We start from the raw sequence: 19,454 nt of genomic DNA, 5'->3' as shown, positions 1-19,454 counted from the left end.
CAGCGGCTAGAGTGCGTGCGCACAGAACGCACAGAAGGTTGGAGACGCGCAATCATGCCGCAACTGCCGGTCGATCAGTTCTACCTCTATCTGAAGCACCTGCTGTCCGGGCTGATCATGGTCGGCCTGTTCGCAGCCGTCTATGTGCGCTTCACGCCCTTCCACGAAATGCCGCTGATCCGCCGCGGCTGCACCGCTGCCGCGCTGTCGCTGGCCGGCGCCATCATCGGCTTCTCGCTGACCGTCGCATCCAGCATCCTGCACAACGACCACTACCTGATGTTCATCGCCTGGGGCACGCTGGCGGCGGTGGTGCAGGTGGCGGCCTATCTGTTGATCGAGCGCAGCCTGCCGGAAATGAAGGCGGCAATCGAAGCGAACAATATGGCGATGGGTGCGCTGATGGGCACGGTGTCGCTGGTGGTCGGCGTGATCAATGCCGCCTGTCTTTCCTGAGATGAAGGCCCCCACGCTCACTGCGTTCGCTGCCCCCCGAGGGGGCTGCGCTCGCCCTTGGGGGCGGCCCTGCGGGCGGCGCGGGCCCCGTTCAGGCGTCTTTGTAAGGTGACGAACAGTGGAACAACTGAGAGGAGTCGACGATGGGTATCGGTGATTTCATCAAGAAGCAGTTCATCGACGTACTGCAGTGGAACGAGGACGGCGACGGGGTGCTGGCCTGGCGCTACCCGATGCAGGACTTCGAAATCCAGTACGGCGCGAAGCTGACGGTGCGCGAGTCGCAGATGGCGGTGTTCGTCAATGAAGGCAAGGTGGCCGACGTGTTCGGACCCGGCCTGCACACGCTGAACACGAATACGCTGCCCATCCTCACCTACCTGCAGAACTGGGACAAGCTGTTCCAGTCGCCCTTCAAGAGCGACGTCTACTTCTTCAGCACCCGCCTGCAGCTCGGCCGCAAGTGGGGCACGCCGCAACCGGTCACGGTGCGCGACAAGGATTTCGGCATGGTGCGGCTGCGCGCCTTCGGCATGTACTCGTACAAGCTGGCCGACCCGAAGAAGTTCTTCACCGAAATAAGCGGCACGCGCGACACCTACACGGTCGACGACCTCGAAATGCAGCTGCGCAATCTGGTCGTGTCGACGATGAGCAGCACGCTCGGCAATTCCGCTGCGCCCTTCCTCGACATGGCGGCCAATCTGGGCGTGATGTCGGACGCGGTGAAGGCGGCGATGACGCCGGTGTTCGAGCGCTACGGCGTGGCGATCGACAATTTCGCGGTCGAGAGCATCTCGCTGCCGGAAGAACTGCAGAAGGCACTCGACACCCGGATTTCGATGGGCATGGTCGGCAATATGGCCACCTACACCCAGTACCAGACCGCCAACGCGATTCCGCTGGCCGCGCAGAACGAGGGCGGGCTGGCCGGCATCGGCGCGAGCCTGGGCGCCGGCCTCACGATGGGGCAGGTGATGACCGAGGCGATGCGCAACGCACAGGCCGGTGCGCCGGCTGCGCCCGCGGCAGCGACCGATGCGCCCGAGGTCCGTCTGGGCAAGCTGAAGTCCTTGCTCGACGGCGGGCTCATCACGCAGGCCGACTATGACACGGCCAAGGCCGAAGTGATCAAGCAGATCACCGGCGGCTGACCCTCCGCATGGCGATGTATCAGGTGGCCTGCCCCGGCTGCGGGGCACCGGTCGAGTACCGTTCGGCCGCTTCGCGCATGGCAGTGTGCGGCTATTGCCGCACCACGCTGCTGCGCGACGCCGACGCGGTGCGCGACATCGGCAAGCAGGCGGCGCTGATCGAAGACCACTCGCCGGTGCAGATCATGACCAGCGGCCAGTACGCCGGTCAGGGTTTCACCGTGGTCGGCCGCATCCAGCTGCGCTACGAGCACGGCGTGTGGAACGAGTGGTATCTGCTGTTCGACGACGGCAGCAGTGGCTGGCTGGGCGATTTCGCCGGTCAGTTCGTCATTGCGCGGCCGGACGGCGATGCGGTGGGGCCACCGCTGTTCGACAAGGTCGAGCCGGGCAACCGCTGGTCGCACGGGGGCACCTTCTGGCATGCGTCCGACATCCGCAAGGCGGAGTGCGTCGCGGCCGAGGGCGAACTGCCGTTTCCGGTCGATGCGCGCTGGGTGGCGCGGGTGATCGACTACCGCCATCGCGACGAATTTCTGACGCTGGACTATTCCGATCTGCCGCCGGTCTGCTACCGCGGGCGTGCCGTGTCGCTGGCCGGTCTGTACGCCCAGCGTCTGCGTGATGTGGACGCCGTCGCGGCGCGCGCAGGGCGGCTGCAGGGCGGTGTGGCCACGCTCATTTGCCCGGCCTGTGGCGCGCCGGCCGCGGTGGTGCCCGGTGCTACCCAGCACCTTACTTGTCCGTCCTGCCGGTCGCAGATTTCGCTGGCGGCCGGTCAGGCCGAAGTGATCAGCCGTCAGGCGGCGGACGAACGCGCGGTCAGTGCCACCCTGCAGGCGGGCGAAACGCTGACCATCGAAGGTCTGGCCTGGCGGGTGATGGGCTGGCTGCGCTGCGGTGTGCCGGCCGACGCGTCTGAACCGGAGTGGTTCGAATACCTGCTGTACGCACCGCAGGCCGGATTCTCCTGGCTGGTGGAGACCCGCCAGGGCTGGCAGCGTGCCCGCGTGCTGAACGCCTGGCCCGAGAGCTTCACCGCCACCGCGGCGACGCTGGGCGGCAAGGCCTTTGTGCGTCGCTACCTCTATGTGGCGGAAGTACGTCAGGTGGTGGGTGCCTTTCCGTGGCGGGCGCGTGCCGGCGACCGCACGGAGATCGGTGAATACGTGCAGGGCGACCGGGTGCTCAATCTGGAGCGCAGTCAGCACGAGATGGGCTGGTCGCTGGCCGAACCGGTGTCGCTGGATCAGGTTGCCAGCTGGGCGGGCCGCAGGCTGGCGTCCATCGCACCGGCGCCCGCCGGCCTGAACACGGAAAAGCCGATGCTGCTCGATGTGGCGGGCAAGGCCACGCTGAAGCCGCTTGCCTGGACCTTCACCGGCCTGATCGGCCTGCTGAACCTGCGCTACATCCTGCCCTTCAACTTCGATGCGCTGGTGGTGACCGGCATTGCGCTCTATCTGCTGTGGCTGCCGCTGACCGTGAAGGAATTCGACTGACCATGCGGGTGTTCTACGGCATCTACGCGCTCGTGCTGCTGCTGATCAGCCTGGCCATCAATGCAGACGACGACGGTGGCGGTCGTTCGCGCTCGTACTCGTCCGGCTCCGGATCGGGTTCGTCCTGGGGCTCGGGGCACAAATGAGCGTGCCGCCGATAGGCCTCCACGTGCTGCTCGACCTGTATGGCGTCGAGCCGGCCCGGCTTGAGGATTGCGCGCGGATCGAAGCCGTGTTGAGCGAGGCGGCCCGCGTTGCCGGCGCCCGTGTGCTCGGCGCGCGCTTTCACCCATTTGGCCCCGGTCAGGGCGTGACCGGCGTGCTGCTGCTGGCCGAGTCGCACATCAGCATCCACACCTGGCCGGAACACGGCTACGCCGCGGTGGATGTGTTCATGTGCGGCGAAGCCGAGGCGATGACCGCCGCCACGCTGATCGGCGAACGCCTGCGCGCCGGGCGCATCGATGTGCGCGAGTGCGCGCGCGGCCTGAGCGGCGAAAGGCATGCTGGTTAATGCGCGCCGTTTCCGGTCTGCACCGGCGAGCGGGTAAACTGACGGGCTGGCTTATAGACAAGGCCCTGCCTCGATGCTCAGACTGACCGAAATAAAACTCCCGCTCGATCACCCGGAAGAAGCGCTGCGCGCCGCCGTGCTGGAACGGCTGCGCATCGCCGATGCCGATCTGCTGTCCGTTCATGTGTTCCGCCGCGGCTATGACGCCCGCCGTCGCTCGGCCATCCACCTGATCTATACGCTGGACGTCGAACTGCGCGACGAGGCGGCGGTGCTGAGGGCGCAGAAGCCGTCGCCGCACCTGCAGCCGACGCCCGACACGCGATACCGGTTCGTTACCCACGCGCCCGACGGCCTGAGCCGCCGGCCGGTGGTGATCGGCATGGGGCCGTGCGGCATCCTCGCCGCGCTGTTGCTGGCGCAGATGGGATTCCGCCCCATCGTGCTTGAGCGGGGCAAGGCGGTGCGCGAGCGCACCCAGGACACCTGGGGCCTGTGGCGCAAGCGGGTGCTCAATCCGGAGTCGAACGTGCAGTTCGGCGAGGGCGGCGCCGGTACCTTTTCCGACGGCAAGCTCTACAGCCAGATCAAGGACCCGAAGCATTACGGTCGCAAGGTGCTGACCGAATTCGTCAAGGCCGGCGCGCCGGACGAAATCCTCTACGTGAGCAAGCCGCATATCGGCACCTTCCGCCTGGTCGGCATGGTCGAGAAGATGCGCGCCGAGATCGAGTCGCTGGGGGGCGAAATCCGCTTCCAGGCGCGGGTGGAAGACATCGTCATCGAGGACGGCGCAGTACGCGGCGTCAAGCTGGCCGACGGCAGTGAGATCGCCACCGACCACGTGGTGCTGGCCATCGGCCACAGCGCGCGCGACACCTTCGCCATGCTTTACGAGAAGGGCGTCTACGTCGAGGCCAAGCCGTTTTCGGTGGGCTTCCGCATCGAGCATCCGCAGAGCCTCATCGATCGCGCGCGCTTCGGCGACTTCGCCGGTCATCCGGTACTGGGCGCGGCCGACTACAAGCTGGTGCATCACGCGAAGAACGGCCGCTCGGTCTACAGCTTCTGCATGTGTCCGGGCGGCACCGTGGTCGCCGCGACCTCGGAAGAGGGGCGCGTGGTCACCAACGGCATGAGCCAGTATTCGCGCAACGAACGCAATGCCAACGCCGGCATCGTGGTCGGCATTTCGCCCGAGCAGGACTACCCCGGTCATCCGCTGGCCGGCATCGACCTCCAGCGTTCGCTGGAATCCCGTGCTTTCGAACTGGGTGGCGGCGACTACAGCGCGCCCGGGCAACTGGTCGGCGATTTCGTCGCCGGCCGGCCATCGAAGGCGCTGGGCACCGTCGAGCCAAGCTACAAGCCGGGCGTCACGCTGGGCAGCCTCGCCACCGCTCTGCCCGAGTATGCGATCACCGCGATGCGCGAGGCCTTGCCGGCTTTCGACCGGCAGATCAAGGGTTTCGCGATGCATGACGCAGTGCTGACCGGTGTCGAGACGCGGACCTCGTCGCCGATCCGCATCAAGCGTGATCCGGTCAGCTACCAGAGCCTGAATACGCGCGGCCTATATCCGGCGGGCGAGGGGGCGGGCTACGCTGGCGGCATCCTGTCGGCGGCCGTCGATGGCATCGAGGTGGCCGAGGCGGTCGCGTTGAGCATGGTTGCGGGGGCCGCCTGAGGGCGGTTCCGCTCATTCGCCCGGACGATCCGGATCAGGCGCCAGTATCGAAGAAGTGCAGCACGCGCTGCGGCAGCCAGTCGAGCCGGCCCTTCGGCGCGCCGCTGACATAGCCGACGTGGCCGCCCTGCGCGGTGTATTCCGGTCGCACGTCGGACGACAGCAGATCGGGTGTGGCGAGCGACCAGGCGGGCACCATCGGATCGTTCAGCGCCTGCAGCAGCAGCAGCGGCGTGCGCACCGCCTTCAGCAGCGGGCGTGATGCACAGCGCGTCCAGTAGTCGTCGGCGTCACGGAAACCGTGGATCTGCGAGGTGACCGCGTCGTCGAAGGCGCGGATCGAATTGCAGGCGGCGATGGCCGCCTCGTCCAGCAGGCCGGGGAAACGCTGCGCCTTGAGCAGCGCGCGCGGTTTCATCGTGCGCAGGAAGTATTGCGTGTAGACGCGGTTGAAGCCCTCGTCCAGTGCGCGGCCGGCGGCGCCCAGGTCGACCGGTGCGCAGACCGAGGCGGCGGCGGTAAGCCACTTCGACGCCGCCTGCCCCTGTTCACCCAGCCATTTGCACAGCACGTTGCCGCCCAGCGACACGCCGACGGCGTAAACCGGTCGGCCTTCGTTGCGCGGTACGACGCGCGGCAGCAGCCAGTCGAGTTCGGCGCTGTCGCCCGAGTGGTAGGCGCGCAGCAGCCGGTTCGGTTCACCCGAGCAGCCGCGCGCGTGGACGACTGCGCCGTTCCAGCCGCGCGCGGCCAGCGCATGCATCAGCGCCTTCGCGTAATGACTGCCGGAACTGCCTTCGAGCCCGTGAAACAGAAGCACCAGCGGCTGGGCGGCCCGCCGCGGCAGCCAGTCGACATCGACGAAATCGCCGTCCGGTGTATCGAGGCGTTCGCGTACGAGCGTCGGCATGGCCTGCGGGATGAAGCGCGGCCAGATGGTCTGTGCGTGGCCGCCGGGCAGCCACGATGCCGGACGGAAGGGCGGCGGGGCGGTCACGCCGGGCGCGGTGTCAGTGAAGAATCTTCGGCGCGTCGCCGACGTCGTGCGCGGCCGGCAGCGGCGATGCGTGGTGCAGCACCATATGCCAGCCGAGCGGCCCGCGTGCGTAGACGTTGGTCACCGCCAGCAGCGGCCGCGGCTGGCGCTCGCCCGCCACGGTGACCGTTTCCTGCACGCTGTGGATGGCCTGCAGCGCGCCCTGGATGACCAGCGCATTGCCGATGCGCACATCCGCGTGCGCGGCGGCGAAGCTGCGCCGCCACGCTTCGCGCACCGCCTCGTAGCCGCTGGCGCGCTGGCAACCGGCGAGGATGCACACGATGTCGTCCTCGTCGGCCCACACGGCCATCATGCCTTCGATGTCTCCGCGGTTGCGCGCGTCGTAGAAGGCGGTTTCCGCCTCCTGGGCCGACGCGAAGAAGGTCTTGCGCTGGACTTCCATCCGCGCGCCGCTCAGTGGCCGGCGATCGCCGGACCGTGGTAGCTGTAGCGGGTACCGCAGTACGGACAGGCGGCCTGCCCGGTCTTGGTCACGTCGAGGAAGACGCGCGGGTGGCGCGCCCACAGCGGCGCACCGGGGAGCGGGCAATGCAGCGGAAGGTCGTTCGCGCTGACTTCGATTTCGCGTGCGTGGTCGCGGCTGGAATCGTTACCGGCTTGGGTCATTTCAATGTGCTCCGGACAGGGAGAGGGCGCGCAGGCGCCGCGGAACGGGAAAGGTGCGCGGCAAGGGCCGCGCACCGGTTCAGATCCTGGTGAGCCAGCGGTGGTATTCCGGCGCGCGGCCGTTCACCACGTCGAAGAAGCGGGCCTGGATCTTCTCGGTGACCGGGCCGCGGCTGCCGGCACCGATGATGCGGCCGTCCAGTTCGCGGATCGGCGTCACCTCGGCGGCGGTGCCGGTGAAGAAGGCTTCGTCCGCGGTGTAGATGTCGTCGCGGGTCAGGCGCTTGGACACGACCTGGTAGCCCAGTTCGGCGGCGATCTCGATCACCGACGCACGCGTGATGCCGACCAGTGCCGATGCGATTTCCGGTTCGTAGATCTTGTTGTCCTTGATCACGAACAGGTTCTCGCCCGCGCCTTCGGCGACGAAACCATCGACGTCAAGCAGCAGCGCTTCGTCGTAGCCGTGTTCGGTCGCTTCCATATTGGCGAGGATGGAGTTCGCGTAGGTGCCGGAATACTTGGCGCGGCACATCGACACATTGACGTGATGGCGCGAGTAGGACGAGGTCTTCACGCGGATGCCGCGCTTCAGGCCGTCCTCGCCAAGGTAGGCGCCCCAGGGCCAGGCGGCGATCGACACGTGCACCGATGCGCCGCGGGTCGAAATGCCCATCTTTTCCGAGCCGAAGAAGGCGATCGGGCGGATGTAGCAGGATTCCAGCTTGTTGGCGCGCACCACTTCGAGCTGCGCTTCCATCAACTCTTCGCGGCTGTACGGCATCTTCATCATGTAGATGTGCGCCGAATTGAACAGCCGGTCGGTGTGTTCCTTGAGACGGAAGATGGCGGTGCCGATTTCCGTGTTGTAGGCGCGTACGCCCTCGAAGACCGCCAGACCGTAGTGCAGCGAGTGCGTCAGTACGTGCGTGGTGGCCTCGCGCCAGGGCACCATCTTGCCGTCGTACCAGATAAAACCGTCGCGGTCGGCCATCGACATGGGAAACACTCCAGAGATTGCGGTAAACCAACGATTTTAGCCGAAGCCGGCCGTTCGGCGGCGGTCCTGGCGTGCCCGCCGCGTTAAAATCGCCGCATGAGCGAACGCATCTGGAAACCCAACGTCACGGTGGCCGCGCTGATGGAAGACCGCGGCCGCTTCCTGATGGTGGAAGAGCACACCTCCGGCGGACTCATGCTGAACCAGCCCGCCGGTCATCTCGAAGAGGGCGAATCGCTGGTCGAGGCCTGTGCCCGCGAGGCCATGGAAGAGACGGCCCACCCCTTCGAGCCGCGCGAACTGGTCGGCGTGTACCAGTGGCGGCGACCGGACGGCGAAGTGACCTATCTGAGATTCGCGTTTGCCGGCGACGCCGGAGAGCAGATCGCCGGGCGCGCGCTGGACGACGGCATCGTCCGCGCGATCTGGATGACGCCGGCCGAAATCGAAGCCAGTCGCGCCCGGCACCGCAGTCCGCTGGTGTGGGCCTGCGTGCAGGACTGGCTGGCCGGCGTCCGTTTGCCGCTGACGGTCGTGCGGCATTTTTCCTGATGCGTCGTGCCGCTTGCCTGCTGACGCTGCTGCTGAGCGTGACGGTCGCACGCGCGGATCACGCGACCGCCCTCGATGTCTGCTTCAACTACAGCTGCCTGACGACGCAGACCGTGCTCTACAGTGAGGCGCACATCAGTTCGCTGCGCAATGAACTGCAGCTGGCGAACGATGCGGCGGAAGAGCGGCTGCGGCTGCAGGATGCCATCGCCCGCATGTACCGCTGGGCGGGCGAACAGACGCCCATTCACGTCGACCGCGCTGGCGATTTCCTCGACGACGGCGCTTACGGGCGCATGGACTGCATCGATCATGCGCACACCACGGAGCGCATGCTGGAAGCGCTGCAGGCGGCTGGCGCGCTGCGCTTCCACCGCGCAGCCGGCATCGAGCGGCGACGCAGCTGGCTCATCATGCAGCACTTCAGCGCGACAATTGAACAGAACGACGGTGGTGGCCGCTGGGCGGTCGACACCTGGTTTCGCGACCACGCCGAGCCGGCGGTCGTGATGGACATCGAAACATGGAAGGATGGGGGTTACCCGGATGAATGAGGCACTGGCGGGTATCGCACCCGGAAATGGCGAAACCGTCGTCGTCGGCATGTCCGGCGGCGTCGATTCGTCGGTCTCGGCGCTGCTGCTGAAGCAGGCCGGCTACAAGGTGGTCGGCCTGTTCATGAAGAACTGGGAAGACGACGACACCGACGAATACTGTTCGACGCGGCAGGACCTGATCGATGCCGTATCGGCGGCCGACGTGATCGGCATGGACCTCGAAGTCGTCAATTTCTCGGCCGAGTACAAGGACCGCGTGTTTGCCAGCTTCCTGCGCGAGTACCAGGCGGGCCGCACGCCGAATCCTGACGTGCTGTGCAACGCAGAGATCAAGTTCACCGCCTTTCTCGACCACGCGATGCAACTGGGTGCGACCCGCATCGCCACCGGCCACTACGCGCAGGTCAGGGAGTTCGACGGCAGCTTTCAGCTGCTGAAGGGAGAGGACGGTACCAAGGACCAGAGCTATTTCCTGCACCGACTGAACCAGGCGCAGCTGTCGCGCACGATGTTCCCGGTTGGCCACCTGTACAAGCGTGACGTGCGTCGCATCGCAGCCGACGCCGGGTTAGCGAACGCGGCGAAGAAAGATTCCACCGGCATCTGTTTCGTCGGCGAGCGACCGTTCCGCGAGTTCCTGCAGCGCTATCTGCCGGTCACGCCGGGCGAGATCCGTGATCTCGATAGCGAGCGCGTGCTCGGCCGGCACGATGGGCTGATGTATCACACGATAGGCCAGCGCAAGGGCCTGGGCATTGGCGGCCTGAAGGGCATGGCGGACGACGCCGGCGAGCACGAAGCCTGGTATTCAGCGCGCAAGGACATGGAGAAGAACGTGCTCTACGTCGTGCGTGGCCATGACCACCCGGCCCTGCTGTCGGGCAGCCTGGTGGCGAGCGATCTGTCCTGGGTGTCGGGACGCCCGCCGCACACGCACTGGGTGTATGCGGCGAAGACGCGCTACCGCCAGCCGGACGCGCCGTGCAGCATCGACGCGGTGGATGCCGAGCGCTGCGAAATCGTGTTCGCCGAGCCGCAGTGGGCGGTGACGCCGGGGCAGAGCGTCGTGGTCTACGAGAGCAAGGTGTGCCTCGGCGGCGGCATCATCACCGGGGCGACGCCGGCGGCCTGAGCGCCGCCTTCGAGGTCCGGCGGCGCGGTGCGCCGGACCGTTGTCGCTTACTCGTGCGGCACCGTGTCGGCCAGCGAGGGGCGCTGCATCAGTTTTTCCTGCAGGCGGGCGAGATTGGGATGGGCGGCGCGCCAGTCCAGCTCGGGCATGCGGAAATCGAGGTAACCGAGTGCGCAACCGACCGCGATGTCGGCCAGCGAGATGCCGTTTCCGTGGCACCAGGCCCCGTCGCCGAGGTCTTCCGCCAGGGCGACCAGCGCGCGATCGATCTTGACGCGGTGGCGGGCGATCCAGCCCGCGCTGCGTTCGTCGTCCGGGCGGCGGCGCTCAAGCACGATGGTCACTGCGGCGTCGGTCATGCCGTCGGCCAGCGCCTCCCAGCGCTTGACCAGCGCGCGTTCGCGCGCGGTCGACGGCAGCAGCTTGTTGTTCGGCGCCACACCGTCGAGGTATTCGACGATCACGCGCGAATCGAACAGGCGGGTGTCGTCATCGAGCAGCAGCACCGGAATCTTGCCCAGCGGGTTCAGATCGGGCACGCCGCTGGTGTCCACCCAGGGCGAGTCGATCACGAATTCGCAATCGATCTTCTTTTCGGCGAGCACGACGCGCGTCTTGCGCACGTAGGGGCTGGTGAGGGAACCGACGAGTTTCATGGACAGCACCGTTTGACGACGTCGGAATTATAGCGTCCCGCTTACGGTGGCCACGCCGGAGCCACCGTAAGCACATGATAAAATTCGTGCTGCGTTGCACGACGTGTGTGCGTCGGGCAATTCCTTTCCCTTCTTTCCGCAGGTTTCCTCATGAGTGCCCACACCCTTTCCGCGCTGTCGCCGCTGGACGGCCGCTACGCTGCCAAGCTCGACCCGCTGCGCGGCCATTTCAGCGAGTACGGCCTGATCCGCAATCGCGTCCGCGTCGAGATCGCCTGGCTGCGCGCGCTGGCCGCCAGCCCGCAGATCGCCGAGGTGAAGGCCTTTTCGCAGGCCACGCTGGACGAGCTCGATACGGTCATCCGCGACTTCGGTGTCGATGACGCTGCCGCGATCAAGACCATCGAGGCGCGCACCAATCACGACGTGAAGGCGATGGAGTACTGGCTGAAGGAACGCCTGGCGAAGAACGCCGAAGTGACCGGCGTGTCCGAATTCATCCACTTCGCCTGTACCTCGGAAGACATCAATAACGTGTCGCACGCACTGATGCTGAACGAGGCGCGCACCGAGGTGCTGCTGCCTGCACTCGACGCAGTGATCGAGCGTCTGCGCGGCATGGCGCACGAACTGGCCGACGTTCCGATGCTGTCGCGCACGCACGGCCAGCCGGCCAGCCCGACCACGCTGGGCAAGGAAATGGCCAATATCGCCGCGCGCCTGATGCGCGCCCGCGCGCGCATCGCCGCGGTCAGCCTGACCGCCAAGTTCAATGGCGCGGTCGGTAACTACAACGCCCACCTCTCTGCCTACCCGGATGTCGACTGGCCGCAGTTCAACCGCGAATTCATCGAATCCTTCGGCCTTGAGTTCAATCCCTACACGATCCAGATCGAGCCGCACGACGCGATGGCCGAACTGTTCGACGCGATGGGCCGTGCCAACACCATCCTGCTCGACGCCGCACGCGATTTCTGGATGTACATCTCGCTCGGCTACTTCAAGCAGAAGCTGAAGGAGGGCGAGATCGGCAGTTCCACCATGCCGCACAAGGTGAACCCGATCGACTTCGAGAACGCCGAAGGCAATCTGGGCCTGGCCAACGCGGTGCTGCGCCACCTGTCGGAAAAGCTGCCGGTGTCGCGCATGCAGCGTGACCTCACCGACTCGACCGTGCTGCGCAATATGGGCGTGGCCTTTGGCTACAGCGTGCTGGCGCTGGATTCTCTGTCGCGCGGTCTGGGCAAGCTGCTGGCCGAACCGGCCGCGCTGGCAGCCGATCTCGACGCCTGCTGGGAAGTGCTGGCCGAGCCGGTGCAGACGGTCATGCGCCGCTACGGCATCCCCAATCCGTACGAACAGCTGAAGGAACTGACGCGCGGCCGCGGCATCACGCGCGAAGGCCTGCAGGCCTTCATTGCCAAGCTCGATCTGCCGCAGGCCGAGCGCGACCGTCTGCTGGCGATGACGCCGGCGAGCTATATCGGCGACGCGGCCCGTCTGGCCCGCGCCATCTGATCGATTGCGGAGAGACGAAGATGAGTTTTGCGGAAACCCTGAAGACGCTGCCCGGCGTGTCGCACCTGTCGGCGCTGCAGCTTCTGGACGCGGCCGGTGAAGTGGTCGCCACCATCGAGAACAAGCCGGGCCAGGCTGGCTCGCTGGCGGTCTACAACCACCTCGCGCAGCTGCACGGTGCGATCACGCCGGATGCGGCGAAGCAGGCGCTGGACATCTACGCCGAGCACACCGTCGATGCCAGGGCCAACCCGGGCAAGCACCCGAACATAGACCGCCTGATCGCGCTGATCGAGAACGGCCAGACCCTGCGCGTGAAGCAGGTGTTCGCCCAGCCCTGATAGGAACGGGCAGACAAAAAGAAACCCGGCCGCGGCCGGGTTTCTTTTTTGGGTGCAGGGTTTGCGCTCAGACCACCGCTTCCTGCTTCTGCTTGACCGGTTTGGCCAGCTGCTCGCGCTTGACGCCCAGCCACATGACCAGCGGGCTGGCGACCAGCACCGACGAGTAGATGCCGAAGCAGATGCCGATGGTCAGCGCGACTGCGAAGTAGTGCAGCGCCTCGCCACCGAACAGCAGCATCGACAGCACCATCATCTGCGTCGAACCGTGGGTGATGATGGTGCGCGAGATCGTGCTGGTGATCGCGTGGTCCAGCACTTCCGGCACGCTCATCGTGCGCTTGCGTGCATTGCGAAACACTTCGCGCACGCGGTCGAACACCACCACCGATTCATTCACCGAATAGCCCAGTACGGCCAGCACCGCAGCCAGCACCGGCAGCGAGAATTCCCACTGGAAGGCGGCGAAGAAGCCGAGGATGATGACCACGTCGTGCAGGTTGGCGATGATGGCCGACACCGCGAAGCGCCACTCGAAGCGCATCGCGAGGTAGATCACGATGCCGATGATCACCAGCATCAGCGCCAGCGAACCGTCGGCGGCCAGTTCCTTGCCGACCTGCGGGCCGACGTACTCGACGCGGCGCAGTTCGGGCTTCGCGCCTTCACCGGCCGACAGTGTGGCCATCACCTGCTGGCTCACCTTGGCCGAGTCGCTGTCCTTGACCAGCGGCAGACGGATCAGCACGTCGCGTGCGGTGCCGAAGTTCTGCACCTGCGGGTCACTGAAGCCGCTGTCGGTCAATGACTTGCGCACCGCGTTCAGATCGGCCGCCTCGCTGTAGGCGACTTCCATCAGCGTGCCGCCGGTGAACTCAACCGACAGGTGCAGGCCGCGCGTGGCGAGGAAGAACACCGCGAGCAGGAAGGTCACCAGCGAAATGACGTTGAACACCAGCGCATGGCGCATGAAGGGGATGTCGCGCCGGATACGGAAGAATTCCATGGCTGTTCAGCTTTCCTTGTATGCGGTTCAGGCGCCTGCGCCCGGTTTCCAGACGGTGCCGATCGACAGCTTCTCGAGCTTGCGGGCACGGCCATAGACCATGTTCACCATCGCGCGCGATACCACCACGGCACTGAACATCGAGGTCAGGATGCCGAGGCAATGCACGACGGCGAAGCCGCGCACCGGGCCTGAGCCGAAGATGAGCAGCGCAAGGCCGGCAATCATGGTGGTGACGTTGGAGTCGAGAATGGTCGCCCAGGCGCGCTCGTAGCCGGCGGTGATCGCCGCCTGCGGGCTGACACCGAGGCGCAGTTCCTCGCGGATGCGCTCGTTGATCAGCACGTTGGCGTCGATCGCCATGCCCAGCGTCAGCGCGATGGCGGCAATGCCGGGCAGTGTCAGCGTGGCCTGCAGCAGCGACAGCAGCGCGATCAGGAACAGCAGGTTGGCGGCCAGCGCGGCGGACGAGATGAAGCCGAACACCATGTAGTAGCCGATCATGAACACGGCGATCGCGAGGAAGCCCCACATCGTCGAGTTGAAGCCCTTCTCGATGTTCTCGGCGCCGAGCGAGGGGCCGATCACGCGCTCTTCGATGATGTCCATCGGCGCAGCCAGCGCGCCCGAGCGGATCAGGATGGCCAGCGTATTGGTTTCCTGCGGGCTGAACTGGCCGGTGATCTGGAAGCGGTCGCCGAACTCGCCCTGAATGGTCGCCACCGAGATCGCCTCGCCGCGGCCCTTCTCGAACAGCAGGATGGCCATCATCTTCTTCAGGTTCTCGCGGGTCACCGTGCGCATGATGCGGCCGCCGGTCGAATCGAGCTTTACTGCGACGGCCGGACGGTTGGCATCGTCGAACGAGGACTGGGCGGTTTCGAAGCGCTCGCCAGTCAGGATGACCTGCTTCTTCACCGGTACCTGGGTCACGATGCCGTTGCGCGCGCGCTCGGGATAGACCTCAAGACCGTCCATATTCCCGCTGAGCATCGCCTCCTGGTCGACCAGGCGCACTTCGAGCGTAGCGGTGCGGCCGATCAGGTCCTTGGCCTTGGCCACGTCCTGCACACCGGGCAGCTGGACGACGATGCGGTCCGCGCCCTGCTGCTGGATGATGGGTTCGGCCACGCCCAGTTCGTTCACGCGCTTCTGCAGCGTCAGGATGTTCTGCTTGATCGCCGACTCGCGGATGTCCTTCTCGGCGATTTCCTTCATGCGGCCGGTCAGCACGAAGTCGCCGCCGGATTCGCTGGTGGTCCAGGCCATGTCGGGCAGCACGCTCTCGACCGTGCCGCGCGCGGCGTCGCGGCCGGCGGCGTCGCGGAAACGCAGCGCGAGCGTGTCGCCTTCGCGGTTGATGCCGCCGTGACGGATGTTCTTCTCGCGCAGCTGGGTGCGCAGGTCGGACGCCATCGAATCGACACGCTTGGTCAGCGCGCCCTTCATGTCGACCTGAAGCAGGAAGTGCACGCCGCCGCGCAGATCGAGGCCGAGGTACATCGGCAGCGCACCGAAGGAGCGCAGCCAGGTCGGCGATTTCGACAGCAGGTTCAGCGCCACGACGTAGCGGGCATCATTGGCGTCCGGGTTCAGCGCCTTTTCGAGCACGTCGCGTGTCTTCAGCTGGGTGTCGGTATCGGCCAGGCGCACGCGTACGCCGCTGTTGTCCAGTGTCAGGCCGGTGTGGGCGATGGACGCCTGCTTCAGCGTGTTCTCGACCTGCGACATCAGTTCTGCGTCGATGGTGACGCCGGTGCGCGCCGTCGACACCTGCACGGCCGGGGCTTCGCCGTAGAAGTTGGGCAGCGTGTAGATCAGCCCGAGCAGCAGCGCCACGATCACCAGCGCGTTTTTCCAGAGCGGGTAGCGGTTCATTGCGAGGCGGGAATCAGGAGGGGAAATGCCGGTGGCGCTCGCCACCGGCCGGGCCGGAATGGCTTACAGCGCCTTCAGCGTGCCCTTGGGCAGCACGGTCGATACAGCCTGACGCTGCACCGCGACTTCGACGTTCGGTGCCAGTTCGACGGTGATGAAGTTGTCGCTGACCTTGACGATGCGGCCGGCGACGCCACCCTGGGTGACGACCTCGTCGCCCTTGGCCAGCGCTTCGACCATGGACTTGTGTTCCTTGGCGCGCTTCATCTGCGGGCGGATCATCAGGAACCACAGCACGACGAACATCAGGACGATGGGCAGCAGGCCCATGATGCCGCCGGTGGGATCGGCGGCGCCAGCGGCTTGCGCGTAGGCGGGGGAAATGAGCACGGTGGTCTCCGGTTGGACTTATTGGAAAGCTCGCGAGTATATCAGTCGCGTCCTACATGCCCGGATGGGCAGGATTTGCTCACATATCGGCCATTGCGCGGGTCAGACACCGCGCATGCGTTCGGCCAGGAAGGAAGCTGACCACTGAGCGTATCGGCCGGCTTCGATCGCTTCACGCGCTTCGCGCGTGAACTGCTGGTAGAAGTGCAGGTTGTGCAGCGTGTTCAGGCGCGCGCCCAGCATTTCGTTGCAGCGGTGCAGGTGGTGCAGGTAGGCGCGCGTGTAGTGCGTGCAGGTGTGGCACTCGCAGGAGGCGTCGAGCGGCGCGGTGTCGTCCTTGTAGCGCGCATTCTTCAGCTTGATGTCGCCGTAGCGGGTGAACAGCCAGCCGTTGCGCGCATTGCGGGTCGGCATGACGCAGTCGAACATGTCGATGCCGTAGCCGATCGCGTGCACGATGTCTTCCGGCGTGCCGACCCCCATCAGGTAGTGCGGCGCGTCCTGCGGCAGCCGGGGCGCGGTGTGCGCGAGGATGCGCTGCATGTCCTCCTTCGGTTCGCCGACCGACAGGCCGCCTATGGCGTAGCCGTCGAAGCCGATGTCCTTCAGTCCGGCGAGTGACTCGTCGCGCAGGTCTTCATGCATGCCGCCCTGCACGATGGCGAACAGCGCATTCGTGTTGCCCAGCGTGTCGTGCGCGTCGCGCGAGCGCTGTGCCCAGCGCAGGCTGAGCCGCATCGACTCGGCCGCCGTCGCGTGATCGGCCGGGTAGGGCGTGCACTCGTCGAAAATCATCACTACGTCGGAATTCAGATCGTGCTGGATGCGCATCGACTCCTCCGGCGTCAGCATCAGCTTGTCGCCGTTGATCGGGCTGGCAAAGCGCACGCCTTCTTCGGTGATCTTGCGCAGCGCGCCGAGCGAGAACACCTGGAAACCGCCGGAGTCGGTCAGGATGGGCCGGTCCCAGCCCATGAAGCGGTGCAGGCCGCCGTGCTTGCGGATGATGTCAGTGCCCGGTCGCAGCCACAGGTGGAAGGTGTTGCCGAGCACGATGCGCGCGCCCATGTCCCGCAATTCGGCCGGGTCCATGCCCTTGACGGTGCCGTAAGTGCCGACCGGCATGAAGACGGGCGTGTCGACAGTGCCATGCGCCAGCGTGACGCGGGCGCGGCGGGCCAGACCATCGGTGGCGAGCAGTTCAAACTTCATCGGAATCCTTCATGCGCGCCGGAATGAACATGGCGTCGCCGTAGCTGAAAAAGCGGTAGCGCTGCGCCACCGCGTGCGCGTAGGCCGCGAAGATGCGGCGCCGGCCGGCCAGCGCAGAGACCAGCATCAGCAGCGTCGATTTCGGCAGGTGGAAATTGGTGAGCAGGCCGTCGATCACGCGGAAGTCGTAGCCGGGCGTGATGAACAGCCGGGTGTCGCCGCTGCAGGCGACCAGCGGACCGTCGCCGCAGGCGGCCGCCGCAGATTCCAGGCAGCGCAGGCTGGTGGTGCCGACGGCGACCACACGCCCGCCGGCTGCCCGGGTGTCGGCGATGGCCTGCGCGGTGTCGGCCGACAGCTGGAAGCGTTCGCTGTGCATCCGGTGCTCGGCCAGGTTTTCGACACGCACCGGCTGGAAGGTGCCGGCGCCCACGTGCAGCGTCACCCGCGCGATGCGTACGCCGCGCGCGGCGACCGCGGCCAGCAGCGCTTCGTCGAAATGCAGGCCGGCGGTGGGTGCGGCGACCGAGCCGGTTTCGCGCGCGAACACGGTCTGGTAGCGCTCCTCGTCGGCTTCCGCCGCCGCGCGGTCGATGTAGGGCGGCAGCGGCAGGCGGCCGTGGCGCTCCAGCAGGTCGAGCAGCGGTGCGTCGACCGGACCGCGCAGCACGAAGAACTCGCCATCGCGCCCCAGCACCTCCAGGTCGAAGGCGTTCTCCATGCGCAACCGGCTACCGGGTCTGGGCGTCTTGCTGGCGCGTACCTGGGCCAGCGCCTCATGCTCGCCGGTCAGCCGCTCGATCAGCACCTCGACCTGACCACCGCTGTCCTTCTGGCCGTACAGGCGGGCGTGCATCACCCGGGTGTCATTGAACACCAGCAGATCGCCGGGGTCGAGCCATTGCGGCAGGTCGCGGATGCCGGCGTCGGTCGGCGCGTCGCGGCCGACCACCAGCAGGCGGCTGGCGCTGCGTTCGGGCAGAGGCGCCTGCGCGATCAGTTCGTCGGGCAGGTCGTAATCGAAGTCGGAAAGCGTGAGCACGGCGTCGGACAGGGCGGAGAAGCGCGAAAAACCGCGCATTGTACCGCCCGGCGACTTGCCGGACGGCGTCGGTCGCCCGCATAATCCGGCCCTCTTCCCTGCCGGGATGGCGGAATCGGTAGACGCAGCGGATTCAAAATCCGCCGCCGCAAGGTGTGTGGGTTCGAGTCCCACTCCCGGCACCACGACGTGCACAGGTATACTTGCGCGTTTTTCACGCGCATCCCTCTTTTCGTGCAGGTCTTCCGCGCAATCCCGTCCGTCGCAGACACCCCGGTCGCGCTGACCATCGGCAATTTCGATGGCGTGCACCTCGGCCACCAGACATTGCTCGCGCAACTGTCCGAGAAGGCGCGCGCGCTAGGCGTACCGGCCGCGGTGATGACCTTCGAGCCGCACCCGCGCGAGTTCTTCATGCACGAGCGGCGGCCGACCCGGCTGACCAGCCTGCGCGAGAAGCTCGAGCTTTTCCGCCGGGCAGGCGTCGATCGTGTCTACGTGTGCCGCTTCAACGCGCGTTTCGCCGCGCTCGGCGCGCAGGCCTTCATCGACGAACTGCTGGTGCGCGGACTGGCGGTGCGCCACCTCATCATTGGCGACGATTTCCGCTTCGGTCGCGGCCGCGAGGGCGACTTCGAACGACTGCGCGCGGCCGGCGAACTGCACGGCTTCTCGGTGGCGAGCATGGACACCGTCGAGATCGGCGGCGAGCGCGCATCCAGTTCAGCCGTGCGCGAAGCGCTGGAGCAGGGCGACTTGGCGCGCGCCGAGCGCCTGCTTGGCCGCCCGTACGCGATCAGCGGCCGCGTCGAGCACGGGCAGAAGATCGGCCGCCAGCTCGGCTTTCCGACCGCCAATATCCAGCTCAAGCACCGTTCGCTGCCGCTGGCTGGCATCTACGCCGCGACCGTCACCGGTGGCGGTCTGGTGAATGCGCCGGGCGCAGCCAGCGTAGGCGTGCGCCCGACGATTGCCGATGGGCTGCGCCCGACCTGCGAGGTCTATGTGCTGGACCGCGAGGTCGACCTGTACGACGAGCACGTGTCCGTGCGCTTTTGTCACAAGCTGCGCGACGAGGCGCGCTACGAAGGCCTGGAGGCACTGCGCGAAGCGATCGCGCAGGACGTGGCGAACACCCGCGCGTGGTTCGCCCAGAACCCGATTTCCGAAGACTGAACCTGGCTGATCAAG

Annotated in this window: 22 protein-coding genes and 1 tRNA gene; 13 read left to right on the top strand and 10 right to left on the bottom strand. The window is 66.5% G+C overall.

The genetic code is table 11. The annotated features are described in order from the left end of the window. Window positions 1-54: 54 nt before the first annotated feature. The 6 genes from WDZ97_RS10235 (at window position 55) to WDZ97_RS10210 (ending at window position 5,313) form a co-directional block, all read left to right on the top strand. Window positions 55-456: a DUF350 domain-containing protein gene (locus WDZ97_RS10235; RefSeq protein WP_425762674.1), complete on the top strand. Its 402-nt coding sequence runs from the start codon at window positions 55-57 to the stop codon at window positions 454-456. Between the two features lie 143 nt (window positions 457-599). Then, the gene (locus WDZ97_RS10230; protein WP_020163735.1) at window positions 600-1,610 is read left to right on the top strand and encodes an SPFH domain-containing protein; all 1,011 of its coding nucleotides are present in this window, start codon (window positions 600-602) and stop codon (window positions 1,608-1,610) included. A gap of 8 nt (window positions 1,611-1,618) precedes the next feature. Beyond that, on the top strand, window positions 1,619-3,112 hold the full coding sequence (locus WDZ97_RS10225; protein ID WP_425762673.1) for a DUF4178 domain-containing protein: 1,494 nt from the start codon (window positions 1,619-1,621) through the stop codon (window positions 3,110-3,112). A 2-nt stretch (window positions 3,113-3,114) separates the two neighbouring features. Continuing rightward, window positions 3,115-3,258 carry a hypothetical protein gene (locus WDZ97_RS10220; protein ID WP_018228375.1) on the top strand — a complete coding sequence of 48 codons (144 nt, stop codon included), beginning with the start codon at window positions 3,115-3,117 and terminating at the stop codon, window positions 3,256-3,258. Then, on the top strand, window positions 3,255-3,626 hold the full coding sequence (gene speD / locus WDZ97_RS10215; protein WP_020163737.1) for an adenosylmethionine decarboxylase: 372 nt from the start codon (window positions 3,255-3,257) through the stop codon (window positions 3,624-3,626). Before WDZ97_RS10220 ends, speD begins: the two co-directional genes overlap by 4 nt. Window positions 3,627-3,699: 73 nt before the next feature. Next, the gene (locus tag WDZ97_RS10210) at window positions 3,700-5,313 is read left to right on the top strand and encodes an NAD(P)/FAD-dependent oxidoreductase (RefSeq protein ID WP_425762672.1); all 1,614 of its coding nucleotides are present in this window, start codon (window positions 3,700-3,702) and stop codon (window positions 5,311-5,313) included. Window positions 5,314-5,347: 34 nt separating this feature from the next. On the opposite strand, the gene WDZ97_RS10205 is transcribed toward WDZ97_RS10210, so the two are convergent. From WDZ97_RS10205 to WDZ97_RS10190, 4 genes are all read right to left on the bottom strand, one after another. Beyond that, window positions 5,348-6,310, bottom strand: coding sequence for a hydrolase (locus tag WDZ97_RS10205; protein WP_425762671.1), 963 nt, complete (start codon window positions 6,308-6,310; stop codon window positions 5,348-5,350). 13 nt (window positions 6,311-6,323) lie between these two features. Then, window positions 6,324-6,755, bottom strand: a complete 432-nt coding sequence (locus WDZ97_RS10200; RefSeq protein WP_019919274.1) for a YybH family protein — start codon at window positions 6,753-6,755, stop codon at window positions 6,324-6,326. A gap of 11 nt (window positions 6,756-6,766) precedes the next feature. After that, window positions 6,767-6,979: a zinc-finger domain-containing protein gene (locus WDZ97_RS10195; RefSeq protein ID WP_018228380.1), complete on the bottom strand. Its 213-nt coding sequence runs from the start codon at window positions 6,977-6,979 to the stop codon at window positions 6,767-6,769. A 79-nt stretch (window positions 6,980-7,058) separates the two neighbouring features. Then, complete coding sequence (locus tag WDZ97_RS10190) at window positions 7,059-7,979, bottom strand: branched-chain amino acid transaminase (protein WP_019919273.1); 921 nt, start codon at window positions 7,977-7,979, stop codon at window positions 7,059-7,061. A 96-nt stretch (window positions 7,980-8,075) separates the two neighbouring features. On the opposite strand from WDZ97_RS10190, the gene WDZ97_RS10185 reads away from it, so the two are divergent. From WDZ97_RS10185 to mnmA, 3 genes are read left to right on the top strand one after another with little or no spacing between them, the layout of a single operon-like run. Beyond that, a complete protein-coding gene (locus WDZ97_RS10185; RefSeq protein WP_020163740.1) occupies window positions 8,076-8,531 on the top strand; it encodes an NUDIX hydrolase in 456 nt (151 codons plus the stop codon). Further along, the gene (locus WDZ97_RS10180) at window positions 8,531-9,085 is read left to right on the top strand and encodes a hypothetical protein (protein ID WP_296809682.1); all 555 of its coding nucleotides are present in this window, start codon (window positions 8,531-8,533) and stop codon (window positions 9,083-9,085) included. Before WDZ97_RS10185 ends, WDZ97_RS10180 begins: the two co-directional genes overlap by 1 nt. Then, window positions 9,078-10,220 (top strand): tRNA 2-thiouridine(34) synthase MnmA, encoded by a 1,143-nt coding sequence (mnmA, locus tag WDZ97_RS10175; protein ID WP_296809683.1) that lies wholly within the window; start codon window positions 9,078-9,080, stop codon window positions 10,218-10,220. Before WDZ97_RS10180 ends, mnmA begins: the two co-directional genes overlap by 8 nt. Before the next feature lie 47 nt (window positions 10,221-10,267). Here mnmA and WDZ97_RS10170 read toward each other — a convergent pair whose 3' ends face one another. Beyond that, window positions 10,268-10,876 (bottom strand): glutathione S-transferase, encoded by a 609-nt coding sequence (locus tag WDZ97_RS10170; RefSeq protein ID WP_425762670.1) that lies wholly within the window; start codon window positions 10,874-10,876, stop codon window positions 10,268-10,270. A 150-nt stretch (window positions 10,877-11,026) separates the two neighbouring features. Here WDZ97_RS10170 and purB point away from each other — a divergent pair, with 150 nt between their 5' ends. Beyond that, window positions 11,027-12,394: an adenylosuccinate lyase gene (gene purB / locus WDZ97_RS10165; RefSeq protein WP_020163744.1), complete on the top strand. Its 1,368-nt coding sequence runs from the start codon at window positions 11,027-11,029 to the stop codon at window positions 12,392-12,394. Window positions 12,395-12,414: 20 nt separating this feature from the next. Then, window positions 12,415-12,735: a DUF2322 family protein gene (locus tag WDZ97_RS10160; RefSeq protein WP_020163745.1), complete on the top strand. Its 321-nt coding sequence runs from the start codon at window positions 12,415-12,417 to the stop codon at window positions 12,733-12,735. Between the two features lie 67 nt (window positions 12,736-12,802). Here the strand turns inward: WDZ97_RS10160 and secF are convergent, their stop codons facing one another. From secF to queA, 5 genes are all read right to left on the bottom strand, one after another. Next, complete coding sequence (secF, locus tag WDZ97_RS10155; RefSeq protein ID WP_425762669.1) at window positions 12,803-13,741, bottom strand: protein translocase subunit SecF; 939 nt, start codon at window positions 13,739-13,741, stop codon at window positions 12,803-12,805. Between the two features lie 27 nt (window positions 13,742-13,768). Next, window positions 13,769-15,619: a protein translocase subunit SecD gene (gene secD / locus WDZ97_RS10150; protein ID WP_296809689.1), complete on the bottom strand. Its 1,851-nt coding sequence runs from the start codon at window positions 15,617-15,619 to the stop codon at window positions 13,769-13,771. A gap of 63 nt (window positions 15,620-15,682) precedes the next feature. Beyond that, the gene (yajC, locus tag WDZ97_RS10145; protein ID WP_019919264.1) at window positions 15,683-16,009 is read right to left on the bottom strand and encodes a preprotein translocase subunit YajC; all 327 of its coding nucleotides are present in this window, start codon (window positions 16,007-16,009) and stop codon (window positions 15,683-15,685) included. Between the two features lie 102 nt (window positions 16,010-16,111). Beyond that, complete coding sequence (tgt, locus tag WDZ97_RS10140; RefSeq protein ID WP_425762668.1) at window positions 16,112-17,221, bottom strand: tRNA guanosine(34) transglycosylase Tgt; 1,110 nt, start codon at window positions 17,219-17,221, stop codon at window positions 16,112-16,114. Beyond that, complete coding sequence (queA, locus tag WDZ97_RS10135) at window positions 17,211-18,302, bottom strand: tRNA preQ1(34) S-adenosylmethionine ribosyltransferase-isomerase QueA (protein WP_425762667.1); 1,092 nt, start codon at window positions 18,300-18,302, stop codon at window positions 17,211-17,213. Before queA ends, tgt begins: the two co-directional genes overlap by 11 nt. Before the next feature lie 61 nt (window positions 18,303-18,363). Between queA and WDZ97_RS10130 the strand changes: the two genes are divergently transcribed. Both WDZ97_RS10130 and WDZ97_RS10125 read left to right on the top strand, forming a co-directional pair. Continuing rightward, a tRNA-Leu gene (locus WDZ97_RS10130) sits at window positions 18,364-18,448 on the top strand. 49 nt (window positions 18,449-18,497) lie between these two features. Next, the gene (locus tag WDZ97_RS10125; RefSeq protein WP_425762666.1) at window positions 18,498-19,439 is read left to right on the top strand and encodes a bifunctional riboflavin kinase/FAD synthetase; all 942 of its coding nucleotides are present in this window, start codon (window positions 18,498-18,500) and stop codon (window positions 19,437-19,439) included. The last annotated feature ends 15 nt before the right edge of the window (window positions 19,440-19,454 follow it).

This window comes from Methyloversatilis sp. MC4-4 (genome assembly GCF_049843555.1).
Classification (GTDB): domain Bacteria; phylum Pseudomonadota; class Gammaproteobacteria; order Burkholderiales; family Rhodocyclaceae; genus Methyloversatilis; species Methyloversatilis discipulorum_B.
This window is presented reverse-complemented; position numbering and strand designations above follow the sequence as displayed.